The following is a 14,056-nucleotide window of genomic DNA, read 5'->3' on the forward strand; positions in this document are numbered from 1 at the left end:
AACCCTCGGGGTTGTGGAGTGAATCGCCGATCGCAGCGACCGTACCCGGCTCGTCCATAGACGGCAGCCCGATAAAGCCGTTTTCCACTTTGTGGATGGAGCCGGCCTTGCTCAGTGTTCCTACCAGAGTGGTTTCCATGATGTCTCCTGTAAATAGTGTGGGAAAGATAGGTCAGAACTGGTCTTCTTTGTCAGAGCTGGTCAATCTTTGATGCATAAAGGATTGCGACTGCGTTCAGGTTGGAACCCCATTGGGGCTCCCGAGGGATCGCCTGGCTACCTGAAACCATTCCCAGTTGAGCTCTACATTGAGCCCCGCCGGTGTGACGCCAATCACGCTTGTTCGTCCCACAAACTTTGACATGAACAGCTGTTCAAGTCAATGGTTCAAGACAAAGATTAATTTTGGTTTTTTGGTCCATGAAACGGTCCCGGGACGCCCTGTTCTGCTCCTACATCGCACGGCTCCGGAAAGACGGACAGCACGGCCGTCAACTCCACAGAGACCCACGGACCGAAGCGGCGTAGGGGGTCCCCGATCTAACCCTGCTGGGAGCTTTTGGGCCGGTGATCTGCAATCAGTCCGGCGGCCATCCGCCTGGCCCGGCGGGCGGCCAGCTTGTCGCCTTCGGCAGCGGCAATAATTGAGCCCTTCATGAGGATGTGCCAGGAGAGGGCGAATGCTTCTGAGTCCTCAAGGTTGGCTTCATCAGCCAGGAGTCGAACCTGCTGGCGGATCCTGGCCAGGTATTCGATGCTCGCCTTACCCAGAGGATGGGTTGCCCCCATTTCCAGCAGCACTTTCACGAATGAACATGCCTCGAAATCGTCGTCGTGGAACCACTCGTCGTAAACATCGAAGATGGCCAGCAGCTGATCCTCGGGGTTCTCCGCCCTGCGCCTGGCTTCCGGGACGACGGACCCCATCATCCATAGCTCGTCGCGGCGCTTCAAAAAGGCCAGCACCAGATCATCCTTCGACGGGAAGTGCCGATAGAACGTTGCCTTGGCAACGCCTGACGCGCGGATGAGCTCGTCGACCCCAACATCACGGATCCCGCGGCGCGAGAACAAGCCGTAGGCCGCGACCACAATACGAGTGTGGACGTCACCAGGGGCTTCAAGGTCGTCGGCGAGTGTCCTCATGCCAGGGAATTCTACCTGCCATATACGAGATTCCTCAGGCCGAGGGTTCCCTTTTTGAGGTCCCGACGGAGCAGGTCATCCCCATCCGGCAGGTCAGCGCCTCGCCGCCCACTGCTCCCGCACCCAGCCCAATCCCCGCCGGGCCCAGTCCATGGGCTTGCCCTCGATCAGCAGCTTCCGCGTGTGGATGTCCAGGACCAGCAGGTAGAACGTGAACAGCAGCGCCGTCACAAACGCCAGCGAGGACGCATTAATCGGCAACTCCACGAAGGACCAGACCGAGAGCTGGTCCTGCGCGCCGAACACCACGAAGAACGTCACGCCCACGTAGAGGCACCGGATCTGCCAGTCGTTCCGGATGCCCGTCACCGCCAGGAACGGCAGGAACCAGAGGATGTACCAGGGCTGGATGATGGGCGAAAGCATCACGACGGCGGTGAACGCCAGGGCCAGCCGCCGCACCGCCCGCGGGTAGTCGCCGCGGAACATCAGCAGCAGGACCAGGCCGATCGCCGTCCACTTCATGCCTGTCCGCAGCAGGTCCGCGAACGTCCCGCCCGGCAGCCCCAGCACGTTGCCGAGGAACTCCACCTGCTGCCCCAGGAACCCCGACGGCGAGTAGCCGGTGTACCCGGGCGTCGGGTCCATGATCGCCCAAACCCAACCGAGGCCAAGGTTGTACGGGATCCCGCTGAGCGCCAGCGCACCAAAGCTGATTCCCGCCGTCGCACCCCACATCAGGAACCTCCGCGTCCACGACGCGGCCGGCCCAGCCCACATGACTCCGATGAACGGGAGCAGCAGGACGGTGATCGGTTTGATCCCTATGGATGCCGTAACAAGTAATATGCCAGTGAGGTAATGCTTCGTCGCAGCGAAATAGACACCGGCGACGGCGAGGCCCACCATGAGTGCGTCGTTGTGGGCGCTGGCCACGAAGCTGATCAGGAAGAGGGGGTTGGCCACCGCGATCCACAGCGCCCTGGCGCCGTTGATGCCATGCAGTTCCGCGAGTTTAGGCACGTAGATGACGCAGAGGACCACGCCCACGCCGGCGAGCAGCCTGAACAGAAAGACGGAGGCGTCAGGCTGGGCCCCGGTCAACCCGACCACACCACGGGCGAGCCACAGGAAGTAGGGACCATAAGGCGTCCTGTTCTCGGCCCAGGCGGGGTCCGCGCCAAGCGAGAACCAGTTACTGAGCGTGGAGATGCCCACTTCGTAGGGGTTCTGACCCTCCATGACCAGCCGCCCCTGGCCAGTGTAGGCGTAGACGTCGCGGGAGAAGATGGGGACGGCGAGCAGGAGGGGGAAGGACCACGCGGAGATGGCGATCACCACCGACCGCAGGGAATGCTCCCCCCAGTCCCCCAGCCGTTGGCCAAGCCGGAGCCAGGAGCGCATCAGCAGCATGGCGCCCACCGTGAGGAGGACCGTGGAAAGAGTGACGCCCCAGCCCTCGGTCCGCAGCGCGATGACCACTGGCTGGCGGATCATGGGYGAGCCGTTGGCGATCCAGCCSGYTCCGATKGAGCCSACGAASATCATCAGCGCGCCGAGGAACCCCTGCCAGGTGGCGATGTAGGCGCGGCGCTTGGCCGGCGGTGCGACGGCGGGCGCAGCGGACTTCGGAAGCTCCGTCCCGGCCGGCGTCCTTTTCGACGGGCCCGGGAAAGTCTCCGAGGTGCTGAGGTGCGAACCGCCTGCCGTCATGTCCTGTGGGTCCCCTACTTACGTTACGGCGCTGGCCGGACCAGCTATAGGCCGGTCTACAACCACGCCATTTTAGCAGTTGGGAGGCGGCGTACCCCAGACTGGTGGGAGCGGACGCGCACCCTCATTTCCCGACGAAGCGGCCCGCGCCTCCACATTCCCCGAAGGCAGAAGCCGCCAAAGTGCGGTTCACCAGCACGATTGGACCCCGCAATGGCCGTACGAAGCGTCCCGGACGCCCGGACCAGCACGCCTCAGCAGCTCCAATCGGTCCGCGCCACATTACGTTCGCCGCGGCGGCTTAAAACCGAGGCGCTGGCCGGACTGGTGGTGGCGCTGGCCCTGATTCCGGAGGCGATTGCTTTCTCGGTGATCGCCGGCGTGGACCCGCGGATCGGCCTGTTCGCGTCCTTCATCATGGCCGTCACCATCTCGTTTGTCGGCGGCCGGCCGGCCATGATTTCTGCCGCCACCGGTGCCGTGGCCCTGGTGATCGCACCGCTGATGCGCAGCCACGGCCTGGACCACCTCATCGCGGCCGTGATCCTGGCGGGCGTCTTCCAGATCCTGCTGGCCGTCCTGGGCGTGACCCGGCTGATGCGCTTCATCCCGCGCTCGGTCATGGTGGGCTTCGTGAACGCGCTGGCGATTCTGGTGTTCATGGCCCAGCTCCCCGAGCTGATCGGCGTCCCGTGGATGGTGTATCCCCTCGTGGCGGTGGGCTTGGTCATTGTGGTGGGGCTGCCCAGAATTACGACGGCGGTACCGTCGCCTTTGGTGGCCATCGTGGTGCTCACCCTGTTTGCCGTCCTCGCCGGGGTGCACGTCCCCACGGTGCAGGACAAGGGCCAGTTGCCGGAGAGCCTGCCGTCCCTGTTCATCCCCAACGTCCCCCTGACGTGGGAGACGTTCCAGGTGATTGCGCCGTTCTCACTCTCGATGGCCTTGGTGGGGCTGCTGGAATCGCTGATGACGGCCAAGCTGGTGGACGACATCACGGACACCCGTTCCAACAAGACCCGCGAGTCCTGGGGCCAGGGCGTGGCGAACATCGTCACGGGCTTCTTCGGTGGCATGGGCGGCTGCGCGGTGATCGGCCAGACCATGATCAATGTCAAGGGTTCCGGCGCGCGCAGCCGGGTATCCACTTTCCTGGCCGGAGTCTTCCTGCTGGTCCTGGTGGTGACGCTCGGCGACGTGGTGGGCATGATCCCCATGGCCGCATTGGTGGCCGTGATGATCTTTGTTTCGGCGATCACCTTCGACTGGCACTCCATCGCCCTGCGGACCCTGCGCCGGATGCCCAGGTCCGAGACCGCCGTCATGCTGATTACCGTCGCGGTGGTTTCTGTGACGCACAACCTGGCCATCGGCGTCGGCGCCGGCGTACTGGCGGCCATGGCTCTGTTCGCCCGGCGGGTGGCGCATTTCGCCACGGTGGAGCGGACCGTCGTCGAACTCAACGGCGAAAACGTGGCCACCTACACCGTCGACGGTGAGCTGTTCTTCGCCTCCTCCAATGACCTCTACACCCAGTTTGAGTACGCCGTCGATGCCGGGCCGGACATCGCCCGGGTAGTGGTGGACCTGCACGCCTCGCACCTCTGGGACGCGTCAACCATCGCCGTGCTGGACGCCGTTACGGAAAAGTACCGCCGGCACGGGCGCGAAGTGGAGCTGATCGGGCTGAACTCCGCCAGCGTCCAGATGCGCGAGCGGCTGGCGGGGAAGCTGAACTGACGCGGGCTCAGGCACGCACCTGCAGGTAGTTCTCCACGAGGTGCTCTGCGATTGCCATGCAGGATGTGGCGGCCGGCGAGGGCGCGTTCCGCAGCAGCGTCACCGGGCCCAGCTGTTCCACCGCAAAGTCGTCCAGCAGCGCACCGTCCCGGCCCCAGGCCTGAGCCCGCACACCTGTGGCCGTCTTGGCCGTCAGGTCGGACATCTCGAGCTCAGGGATGAAGCGCCGGGCTTTGCGGAAGTAGATGGCCTTGACCAGCGAGGCGCTGATCTCGTCCACACCCATCCGCCAGTGCTTCTTCGCCAACGTGCCCGCTCCGGGCCATCGCAACGATTCCCAGGTGTCCTTCGCGGAGACCGACAACCAGCCATAGCCCTCGCGCGCGAGCGCGGGAACAGCGTTCGGCCCCACGTGGACGTCGTCGTACACACCGCGGGTGAAGTGCACACCGAGGAAGGGGAAACGCGGGTCCGGGACGGGATAGATCATTCCGTTCACCAGGCTGTTCCGCTTGGGGTTCAGCGACCAGTACTCACCCCGGAAGGGCAGGATTTTCGGTGCGGGATCGGCACCCACCAGGCGCGCAACGACGTCGGACTGCAAACCGGCGCACGCTATGAGCCGGTCGAAGACGTGCTCGGACACAGCCGTCCGGACGTGCACTTTGCCCCCGTCCACAGTGATCCCCACTACCTCTTGCCCGAGCAGGATGGTGCCGCCGGCCGTCCTTACGTCCTGCGCCATCGCTTCGGTAATTGCCGCAAAATCGACGACGGCGGTGTGCGGGGAGTGGACCGCCGCCACGCCTGCCGCGTGCGGTTCGATGTCCTGCAGCCGTGCAGCATCGTCGATGCGGTCGAAGTCAGGGACGCCGTTGGCCCTGGACCGCTTCTCGATTTCGGCCAGCGCCGGCAGCTCCGATTCATCTACGGCTACCACCAGCTTGCCAACTTCCCGGTAGGGAAGGTTCTTCTCCTGGCAATAATCCCTGAGTGCTGCGCGGCCGGAAACGCACAGCCGGGCTTTGAGTGATCCTGCGGCGTAGTAGAGGCCGGCGTGCACAACACCTGAGTTGTGGCCGGTCTGGTGTGCGGCCAGCCGGTGCTCCTTTTCGAAGACCGTGACCTCTCCGAGTCCGCGCTGCAGGAGGGCCCGCGCCAGGGCGATGCCCACAATGCCCCCGCCGATGATTCCGATGCGTTCGCCCACGTCAATGTGTCCTTATCCTCGCGCCTGACCCGAGTATAAGAGCTTGGGCCGGTTCAGCGGCGGCGGTCGCTGTGGACGGTGCGGTTACGGCCGAGGGATTTGGCGGTATAGAGGGCCTCGTCCGCGGCGGCGATGAGGTCTTCCACATCGGCGGTCCCGGCGTCGTACAGTGCAACGCCGTAGCTGACGGTGGGCATCTCGAGTCCGTCGGCGGTGGGGACCTGGGCGAGGCTGCGGCTGATTTCGTCTGCGATGTGTTCGGCGCGGACGGCTGACCCGCCAGGAATCAGGAGGACGAATTCTTCCCCGCCGTACCTGCCCACGAGGTCTGTGGATCTGACGGTGTCCTGGCACGCGCCGGCGAAAGCCTGCAGGGCGAGATCGCCGGCGGCATGGCCGTGCGTGTCATTGACGTCCTTGAAATGGTCCAGATCGGCGAGGATCAGGGCGCCGGTCCCCTGCGTGACGCCGCGGTCCTTCAGCAGCCCCGCCGCGAGATCCAGGAATGCTTTACGGTTGAGCAGCCCGGTGAGGTCGTCACGCGTGGCCACCATCCGCAGGGCGCGGGTCTGCTGCTCGGTGCTGAGCGAAGACATGCTGAACGACACCACCACCAGCAGCACCATGGTCAGCATCGTGGTAATCGCGGAACCAAAGACCAATTCGAAGATTGATCCGCCCGGCCTATCCGTGAGAAATGCCACGAGGCGGCCCGCGTAGAAAACGGTGACCAGCCCCACTGATGCTGTCATCGGGATGCGGACACGGGTGTAACCAGGGAACGTCGGCCACATCTCCCTTGTGGCCAAGCCAAACATCAGCGCCATCGAAGCGAGGAATACGGAACCGCCTGCCCAGGTATTCGTGGCCGGGCTGTCGGCACCCGAAGCCACCAGGGTCGCGGCGGGCGCGGCAGCCAACACCCATGGCCGGGGAAGCGCGCGCCGCAGTGAACATGCACTCGTCCAGACGCTCACCGCCCCGGAAACCAAGAGAACATTTCCCAGAGGATTCGCCCACTGTTGATGGGGCGTCCCATCGAGCAGGAAAGCAAGGGCTCCGGCAAGGAAGAAGGCCAGGGCCACGCACCACAAGCCGCAGTACGGTGCGCGGGTAGGGCGGTAGGCGAAGAAGTAGAACAGCAGCTCCAACATCACGGCCATCACGCCGAAGGCGATCCTGAGTGTTGTCGTATCAAGGACCATTCCCGAAGCTCCCCCAAACGTCCGCTGTGATGCAACCCTCAGTATCGCACCGCCGTCGGACAATTCGTCCTGCCCGGCCTTCTCCGCTCATGCGCGGGTGACGAGCACAACCGGAAATAGTATTTACAGAAATAGTTTTCAAAGATATAGTTGTATCTTGAAGCATTGCGGAGAAGCTTTCCGCTCAGTGATCCATCGAGGAGAAGTTCATGACTAAGATCGCAATCGTCACCGGCAGCACCCGTCCCGGCCGCAACAACACCGGCGTGGCCGAGTGGGTTCTCGCGCAGGCTCAGCAGCGCACCGACGCCGAGTTCGAGCTCGTCGACATCGCGGACTACAACCTGCCACTGCTGGATGAGGCTTACCCCGCGGCCTACCAGAACTACCAGAACGCCCACACCATCGCCTGGGCCGCCAAGATCGCCGAGTTCGACGGCTACGTCTTCATCACCCCCGAGTACAACCACTCCGTGGCCCCCGCCCTGGCCAACGCCCTGTCCTACCTGAACGCCGAGTTCGCGAACAAGGCAGCCGGCATCGTCTCCTACGGCTCCGCCTTCGGCGTCCGCGCCGTTGAGCACCTGCGCGGCATCCTGTCCGAACTGCAGATCGCCCACGTCCAGAAGACCGGCATGTTCTCCCTGTTCACCGACTTCGAGAACTTCTCCGTCTTCAAGCCCACCGAACTGCAGGCCGAGTCGCTCGCACCGGTCCTCGACCAGCTCATCCCGTGGACCAAGGCCCTCGAAGCCGTCCGCGCCGAGGCATCTGTCAACGCGTAACCCACGCACACCCGAGCGCCGGTGCTTCCGGCGGGCCAAGCGCCCGCCGAAAGCACCGGTTTTCGTTGTTAAGAAAGCACCGGTTTTCGTTGTTAAAAGGGAGGCCCTATCGGCCGTCCTGACGCTCGAAAGAGTCACGGGAAGGACATTTAGGTGGAGCGTATTATGGGCGTGGAAAGGGATTCCATGCCGGCCACGCAGAAACACACCCCGACCCCCGGGGACCTTGATGTGATCTCGCAGTGGGGACTGGTCATCGAGGGCTTCCAAAACACCAACAAGTTGGTCCACGCGGAAGTCTCTGCTGCGTACTCCCTGGAACCTGCCGAGGCCGAGACACTCTTACGGCTGGTCCGTACTCCCGGCGCCCGGATGCCGATGGCAAAACTGGCCAGGGAAGTCGCATTCAGCAACGGCGGGTTCACGAAAATCGCCGACAGGCTGGCAAAACGGGCACTGGTCCAGCGCAGCCCCTGCGCCGCGGACCGCCGGGTGGTCTACCTTGAACTCAGCACCCTGGGCACAGAAACGGCCAACGAGCTGGCCTGCTTCGTGGCCGGACTGGTCCATTCCAACTTCGTGGACATCCTGGGCGCAGAACGGGCACAGCTGGTCGCGGAAGCCATGGCCGAACTGCGGGACGCCAACAACGTCTGATCCTGCCGGCGCGGCAAGCGAACCCCGGCAGCCCGCTACTGCCCGGGCCCGCGGATGATCCGGCGCTGCGCGGCCACGGCGATGGCCGACGTACGGTTGTCGACGCCGAGCTTGCCGAAGATGTGCACAAGGTGGGTCTTGACCGTGGCCTCGGAAATGAACAACTGCCGGGCGATGGCCCTGTTCGTCAAGCCCGTCGCCAGCAGTTCCAACAGCTGGACCTCGCGCGGCGTCAGGGCGGTTTCCGGGCTGCTGATCCGCGACATCAGCAACGCCGCGACCTTCGGCGCCAACGCTGTCTGGCCGGCGGCAGCGGAGAGCACAGCCTGCCTGATCTGACCGGGCGGTGCGTCCTTGAGCATGTAGCCGCTGGCGCCAGCCTCCACCGCGGCCAGGATGTCCGCCTCGGTGTCGTACGTGGTGAGGATCAGGACCGGCGGCGCGGAATCCAGTTTCCGGATCGCCGCCGTGGCAGTGACCCCGTCCATCCCGGCGCCCATCTGCAAATCCATCAGCACCACATCCACGCGCTCCCCCAGTGCCCGGAGCCGGGCGAGTTCACGCAGCGCGGCGTCCCCGTCAGCAGCTTCGGCAGCCACACTGAAGTCCTCGAATTCGGTGAGCATGGCGCGCAGCCCGGCACGGACCACGGGGTGGTCGTCCACCAGGAGAATGTGCAAGGTTCCCATCAGCGCGGCTCCCCCGCCGAACCGGGCACCACGCCGGGCAGCGCCCCGCCAGGGGGCGCTTCTCCGGCGAGCGCTTGCTCAGCGGGCGCCTCCCTAGTGAGCGCCTCTCCGGTGAGCGGCAGCCGGACCGCGACGACGGTCCCTTCCCCCGGTGCCGATTCGACCTCCAGTGAACCGTTCAGTTCCGCCACCCGGGCGGCCAGCGAGCGCAGGCCGAAGCCGCTCCCGTCCGCGCGGCCAGCCACGCCGGGACCCGACCCTTCGGGCTCAAAGCCCGTGCCGTCGTCGTACACGTCCAGGGTGACCTCATCCCCGAGGAACGCCAAGGTGACCACGGCGGTACGCGCCTTCGCGTGCAGGCGGACGTTGGCGAGGCTGGCCTGGGCGGCCCGGAGCAGCGTGACGCTGTACTGCGGTGCCAGTTCCGTGGCGTCCCCCACCAACTCGAACCGGCAGCGGAGCCCCTCGCCGCGTGCGGCCGCCAGCGTTTCGGTCTCGCCGCAGAGCCTTTTAAGGGTTTCAGACAGTGACGACTCCTGGAGCCGGGGAGCCGTGAGGCCGCGGACAAAGCTGCGGGCCTCGGAGAGGTTTTCCGATGCCGTCTGTTGGACCAGCGCGAAACGTTCGGCGGCGGTGGCAAGATCGCCGCTGGCCAGGGACTTCTCTGCAGCGCGCGCCACGAGGACGATGCTGGAGAGGCCCTGCGCGAGGGTGTCGTGGATTTCCCGGGCCAGGCGTTCGCGCTCGGTGGCGACACCGGCCTCGTGCTGGGTCCTCGCCAGCTCGGCCCGGGTCCGCCTGAGTTCGTCCGCGGCCAGCCGCTGCGCCTCCCCCTCGAGGTAAAGCGCTCGATACGCGAGCCCTGTGACGACGGCGAACCCGGCACCCAGAACCGGGCCCAGCACCATCGGCAGACTGGGCGACGGCAGTCCGGCCGCCACCCACTGCGAGGCCACCACCGCCGCCGTCATGACAGCAATCGTGACGAGCGCGATGCGGCGGGGCAGCACATGCAGGTGCAGGAAGAACAACGGAAAGGCGACCCAGGAAAACTCCGCGCTGCCGGCGAGCAGGACGCCCCACAGTGCCGTGACCATGCCCAGCCACAGCAGCGCGTAGGGGTGCGGATTGAACGTGGAGCGGCCGGATGCGTACCGCTTTTCCAGCAGGGTGCCGGCAAGGTAGGTCCCGGCCAGGGCGACGGCGAGCGCGGACCAAACGTAGCGCCGCGCTCCAGCGGGAGTGCCGGCGTCGGCCGGTCCGTCCACCAGGTGCAGCCGCAGGATGGCGACGAGCAGCAGCACGGCAAACCCGACATGGAGCGTCACGCGCAGGAACCGCAGGACGGTGGCCCCCGACGGGGTGGTCTGTGGGTCCGCAGCAGGCATTCCTTCAGCTTAGGCGGCGCAGTCCGCGGGCGGATCAATCAAAAGTTTGACCGGCCGCTCAACCTTTTGTCCCTTCGGGATCAACCACCTGCCGGATGTGGCCGGCGCCGGTGCGCGGGAGGGTGGATTGAGAAGGAAATTCACCCCTCGATTGAAGGAAGTTCAACGTGTTTCTCGCTATTCGTGACATCCGGTTCGCCAAGGGCCGGTTCGCCCTGATGGGCGGCGTGGTGGCCCTGGTGACGCTGCTCCTGGTGCTGCTGTCCGGGCTGACCGCCGGCCTGGGCGATCAGTCCACCTCCGCGATAGGGAAGCTGGGGGCCGGGCCCGGGAGCGGTTCCGGCGCCGCGTCCCGGCCGGTGGACAGCATCGTTTTCGGCGCCCCGGGCAGTAATGAGCCGACGGCGTCCTTTACCGAGAGCGAGGTGACCGCCGCCCAGGTGGACAGCTGGCAACACGTCCCCGGCGTGGCCCGGGCCGAGGCCTTGGGCATCAGCCAGTCGCGCCTCCAGGCCGGCGACGGCGGGACCACCAACGTGGCGGTATTCGGCGTCGCTGCCGGCGGCGAGCTGGCACCCGCCCCGGTCCGGACCGGGGCGCTCGTGATCGGCTCCACCGTTGCCGCGGACCTGTCGCTCGACGTCGGCGACACCGCCACGGTGGGTGGCACCGAATTGACCGTCACCGGCGTCGTGGATGACCAGTGGTATTCGCACACCGGAGTGGTGTGGACGGCGCTGCCGACCTGGGCTGAGGTGGCGCATATTTCACCGGTTAGCGGCAGTGCTGCGGGTGGCAGTGCTGCGGGTGGCAGTGCTGCGGGTGGCAGTGCTGCGGGTAATCCGCCGGTGGCCACCGTTATCGCGGTCACCCACCAGGACGGGGCGGCGGTGGACGAGGCGACGGCTAACTCGATGGCGGGCACCGTGAGCGTGAGCCGTACGGGTTCGTTCCAGGCGCTCGGTTCGTTCAAGAGCGAGAACGGCTCCCTGATGCTGATGCAGGCGTTCCTTTACGGAATTTCGGCGCTCGTGATCGTGGCGTTCCTGACCGTGTGGACCGTCCAGCGCACCCGGGACATAGCCGTCCTCAAGGCAATGGGCGCGTCCGGTGGTTATGTGCTGCGGGATGCCATCACGCAGGCCGCCATCGTTTTGCTGGCCGGGGCGGGTCTGGGCGGGGCGGCCGGCGTCCTGGGCGGATTTGCAGCGGCCCAGGCCGCACCGTTCCTCGTCACTCCCGCCACCACGCTGCTGCCCGTGCTGGGAATCGTTGCCCTCGGGCTCGCCGGCGCCGCGCTGGCGGTCCGGCGGGTCACCACGGTTGACCCGCTGATCGCGCTCGGCGGCAACTGAAAACCCCTATTTCCTCTCGAAAGGTCCTTCGTTATGTCTGTCTCTTCTTTGTCTGTTACACCTGTCCCCGGTTCAGCTAGCCGCACCACCCTCCCCCTGGCGCTCGACAACGTCACCCTCGAGTACCCGGACGGGGGCGGAATTCTCAAGGCCCTGGACAGTGTCAGCCTGGGTGTGGCGGCCGGGAGGATGGTCTCGCTGGTGGGTCCGTCGGGTTCGGGCAAGTCCAGCCTCCTGGCGGTGGCCGCCACTCTGGTCCGCCCCACCAGCGGGCACGTGGTGATCGACGGGATCACGACGGCGGGCCTCAAGGACGCGGAACTGACCGCGCTGCGCCGGGAGAAGGTGGGGATCATCTTCCAGCAGCCCAACCTCCTGGCGTCACTCACCGCCGTCGAGCAGTTGATGATCGGACACCACCTGCGCGGCAAGCCGCTGAAGGCAGCGCGTTCACGGGCCCTTGATCTGCTGGGCCTTGTGGGTATGGGACCATCCGCGGAGAAGCGGCCGCACCAGCTGTCCGGCGGGCAGCGGCAGCGGGTCAACATAGCGCGGGCGCTGATGGGTGACCCCACGGTGCTGCTGGTAGACGAGCCGACGGCGGCGCTTGACCATGAGCGGAGCGCCTCGATCGTCGGGCTGCTCCGCCGCGTCACCGATGAATTCCAGGTGGCCACCGTGATGGTCACGCACGATACGGAATTTGTCCCGCTGACCGACGCGGTGGCGGTGATGCGTGACGGCGGGTTGGCTGCGCCGGTGGTGCCGGACGGCGCGCACGCGTAGGGCCGGATGCAACATCGCGGGTTTGCCGGGCAACCGGGTTGTCCGGAGATTGCCGGCCTATTTGACGGCGGTGATTCGTTCGGTTGCCTTTGCCTGAGGCTTGCGGTCCAGGATCAGCGCGATCGCGATGCCGAGCATCCAGACGTCCTTTGCCAGTGCTGTTCCCTGCGGGCTGGGCCGGATTCCGTCCTCCAGGGTCATGCCCGGCGTCTTCAGGTAGAGGGTGACCAGCGACCCGGAGAAGATTCCGAGGCCAATGCCGGCCATGCGGCTGGGCACGAAAGGCATAAGGAGCGCTGCGCCCAGGGTCATTTCCGCGTAGCTGAGCATCTTCCCGAACTTCGCCGCGTCGATTCTGCTCACGGGCGGGATTACCGTGGCCGCCATGGTCTGGAGCCCGGCGGCCCTGTCCCTGTCAAGGTCGCGCTTGCCCCACCCTGCGTTGAAGATAAACGCGCCAGTGGTCAGGCGGAGAGGGATGTGGGTGAGTCTCATCGTCGGTTCCTTTCATGATTGCGGTCAATTTCGGTTCGGTGCGGTTAAACGGCCCCTGTTCGCCATGATGCACAGGCCCAAATCGAGGTCGAACCGATCTCGCCGACATATCTTAATTATCGGCGCGAGAGTGAAAGCAAGGGAGTGGGCCGGGCTCATCCACATGCAGCCAAGATGTATACCGCGATAGCGCCAGGCGAAGTAGGGGCTTTGGTCCCTACTTCGGACGGGCCGGCGGGCGTGAACTGGTTTGGTACTCCGGGCAACAGTTTCCGGAGTGAGCTCGGGTCCTGTAGATCCCGGACCCCGCCGCCCGCCAGGAAATCCCGGCGTGACGCCATCAATCAAGTGATTGCACACATCATCTTCCGGTGGCTTTCCCAACGTTAAGCTCAGCCTTTTCCGAAAGAAGCTCAGCCTTTTCCGAAAGCGTCCCCGATTCCTTGGGGTGCCCCGCCAACGCTGGCTTCAGGGACGGAGGAATGTGGACTACTGCAAAGGATTACGCTCATGAACAAAGCAATGCGCATCATCGGATCGGCGGCCGCGACCGCTGCTCTGGGACTGGGTGCCAGCGCCCTTCCCGCCAGCGCCKCGGTGAACGCCTCCACCAGTTCCTGGAACCAGGCTTCGAACCATAACAGGCACGACGTACGGGACCACAACAAGCACGACACCAGGAACGGCTGGTTTGACACCGAGGACCGATGGCACGACAACGGCGACGACTCGGGCTGGCGGGATGACAACGGTAATTGGCGCGCTGACAATGACCACAATGGCTCCTGGACGGGCCACGACGGTTGCCGGCATGACCGAGACGGCTACTGGGATCACAACGGACACCGGCACGATAATAAGGACCACCACCGCACGTGGTGACTCAA

General features: G+C 65.4%; 13 protein-coding genes. 6 read left to right on the forward strand and 7 right to left on the reverse strand.

Annotation, left to right across the window (positions count from 1 at the left end; all coding sequences use genetic code 11):
- Positions 1 to 540: 540 nt before the first annotated feature.
- Together AC1DIM_RS15225 and mptB are read right to left on the reverse strand one after the other, a co-directional pair.
- On the reverse strand, positions 541 to 1,146 hold the full coding sequence (locus tag AC1DIM_RS15225; RefSeq protein ID WP_477711337.1) for a TetR/AcrR family transcriptional regulator: 606 nt from the start codon (positions 1,144 to 1,146) through the stop codon (positions 541 to 543).
- 93 nt (positions 1,147 to 1,239) lie between these two features.
- Entirely contained in the window at positions 1,240 to 2,859 is a 1,620-nt protein-coding gene (gene mptB / locus AC1DIM_RS15230) for a polyprenol phosphomannose-dependent alpha 1,6 mannosyltransferase MptB (protein ID WP_477711338.1), read from the reverse strand.
- Positions 2,860 to 3,072: 213 nt separating this feature from the next.
- Here mptB and AC1DIM_RS15235 point away from each other — a divergent pair, with 213 nt between their 5' ends.
- The gene (locus AC1DIM_RS15235) at positions 3,073 to 4,599 is read left to right on the forward strand and encodes a SulP family inorganic anion transporter (RefSeq protein ID WP_477711339.1); all 1,527 of its coding nucleotides are present in this window, start codon (positions 3,073 to 3,075) and stop codon (positions 4,597 to 4,599) included.
- 7 nt (positions 4,600 to 4,606) lie between these two features.
- Here AC1DIM_RS15235 and lhgO read toward each other — a convergent pair whose 3' ends face one another.
- Together lhgO and AC1DIM_RS15245 are read right to left on the reverse strand one after the other, a co-directional pair.
- Positions 4,607 to 5,809 carry an L-2-hydroxyglutarate oxidase gene (lhgO, locus tag AC1DIM_RS15240; protein WP_477711340.1) on the reverse strand — a complete coding sequence of 401 codons (1,203 nt, stop codon included), beginning with the start codon at positions 5,807 to 5,809 and terminating at the stop codon, positions 4,607 to 4,609.
- A gap of 53 nt (positions 5,810 to 5,862) precedes the next feature.
- The gene (locus tag AC1DIM_RS15245) at positions 5,863 to 7,014 is read right to left on the reverse strand and encodes a GGDEF domain-containing protein (RefSeq protein WP_477711341.1); all 1,152 of its coding nucleotides are present in this window, start codon (positions 7,012 to 7,014) and stop codon (positions 5,863 to 5,865) included.
- A gap of 209 nt (positions 7,015 to 7,223) precedes the next feature.
- On the opposite strand from AC1DIM_RS15245, the gene AC1DIM_RS15250 reads away from it, so the two are divergent.
- The gene (locus tag AC1DIM_RS15250; RefSeq protein WP_477711342.1) at positions 7,224 to 7,799 is read left to right on the forward strand and encodes an NADPH-dependent FMN reductase; all 576 of its coding nucleotides are present in this window, start codon (positions 7,224 to 7,226) and stop codon (positions 7,797 to 7,799) included.
- 153 nt (positions 7,800 to 7,952) lie between these two features.
- Positions 7,953 to 8,456, forward strand: a complete 504-nt coding sequence (locus AC1DIM_RS15255) for a MarR family winged helix-turn-helix transcriptional regulator (protein ID WP_477711343.1) — start codon at positions 7,953 to 7,955, stop codon at positions 8,454 to 8,456.
- 35 nt (positions 8,457 to 8,491) lie between these two features.
- Here AC1DIM_RS15255 and AC1DIM_RS15260 read toward each other — a convergent pair whose 3' ends face one another.
- Together AC1DIM_RS15260 and AC1DIM_RS15265 are read right to left on the reverse strand one after the other, a co-directional pair.
- Entirely contained in the window at positions 8,492 to 9,145 is a 654-nt protein-coding gene (locus tag AC1DIM_RS15260; RefSeq protein WP_477711344.1) for a response regulator, read from the reverse strand.
- Entirely contained in the window at positions 9,145 to 10,533 is a 1,389-nt protein-coding gene (locus tag AC1DIM_RS15265; RefSeq protein WP_477711345.1) for a sensor histidine kinase, read from the reverse strand. Before AC1DIM_RS15265 ends, AC1DIM_RS15260 begins: the two co-directional genes overlap by 1 nt.
- A 167-nt stretch (positions 10,534 to 10,700) precedes the next feature.
- Between AC1DIM_RS15265 and AC1DIM_RS15270 the strand changes: the two genes are divergently transcribed.
- A complete protein-coding gene (locus AC1DIM_RS15270) occupies positions 10,701 to 11,888 on the forward strand; it encodes an ABC transporter permease (protein WP_477711346.1) in 1,188 nt (395 codons plus the stop codon).
- A gap of 33 nt (positions 11,889 to 11,921) precedes the next feature.
- Positions 11,922 to 12,674, forward strand: coding sequence for an ABC transporter ATP-binding protein (locus AC1DIM_RS15275; RefSeq protein ID WP_477711347.1), 753 nt, complete (start codon positions 11,922 to 11,924; stop codon positions 12,672 to 12,674).
- 57 nt (positions 12,675 to 12,731) lie between these two features.
- Here the strand turns inward: AC1DIM_RS15275 and AC1DIM_RS15280 are convergent, their stop codons facing one another.
- Positions 12,732 to 13,169, reverse strand: coding sequence for a hypothetical protein (locus AC1DIM_RS15280; RefSeq protein ID WP_477711348.1), 438 nt, complete (start codon positions 13,167 to 13,169; stop codon positions 12,732 to 12,734).
- A 510-nt stretch (positions 13,170 to 13,679) separates the two neighbouring features.
- Between AC1DIM_RS15280 and AC1DIM_RS15285 the strand changes: the two genes are divergently transcribed.
- A complete protein-coding gene (locus AC1DIM_RS15285; RefSeq protein ID WP_477711349.1) occupies positions 13,680 to 14,051 on the forward strand; it encodes a hypothetical protein in 372 nt (123 codons plus the stop codon).
- Positions 14,052 to 14,056: the final 5 nt, after the last annotated feature.

The organism is Pseudarthrobacter sp. 01T43 (assembly GCF_056398665.1).

Coding starts and splice junctions, on each gene's coding strand:
- AC1DIM_RS15235 (WP_477711339.1), top strand. CDS start 3,073: ATGGCCGTACGAAGCGTCCCGGACGCCCGGACCAGCACGCCTCAGCAG.
- AC1DIM_RS15275 (WP_477711347.1), top strand. CDS start 11,922: ATGTCTGTCTCTTCTTTGTCTGTTACACCTGTCCCCGGTTCAGCTAGC.
- AC1DIM_RS15260 (WP_477711344.1), bottom strand. CDS start 9,145: ATGGGAACCTTGCACATTCTCCTGGTGGACGACCACCCCGTGGTCCGT.
- AC1DIM_RS15280 (WP_477711348.1), bottom strand. CDS start 13,169: ATGAGACTCACCCACATCCCTCTCCGCCTGACCACTGGCGCGTTTATC.
- AC1DIM_RS15265 (WP_477711345.1), bottom strand. CDS start 10,533: ATGCCTGCTGCGGACCCACAGACCACCCCGTCGGGGGCCACCGTCCTG.
- AC1DIM_RS15250 (WP_477711342.1), top strand. CDS start 7,224: ATGACTAAGATCGCAATCGTCACCGGCAGCACCCGTCCCGGCCGCAAC.
- AC1DIM_RS15225 (WP_477711337.1), bottom strand. CDS start 1,146: ATGAGGACACTCGCCGACGACCTTGAAGCCCCTGGTGACGTCCACACT.
- AC1DIM_RS15245 (WP_477711341.1), bottom strand. CDS start 7,014: ATGGTCCTTGATACGACAACACTCAGGATCGCCTTCGGCGTGATGGCC.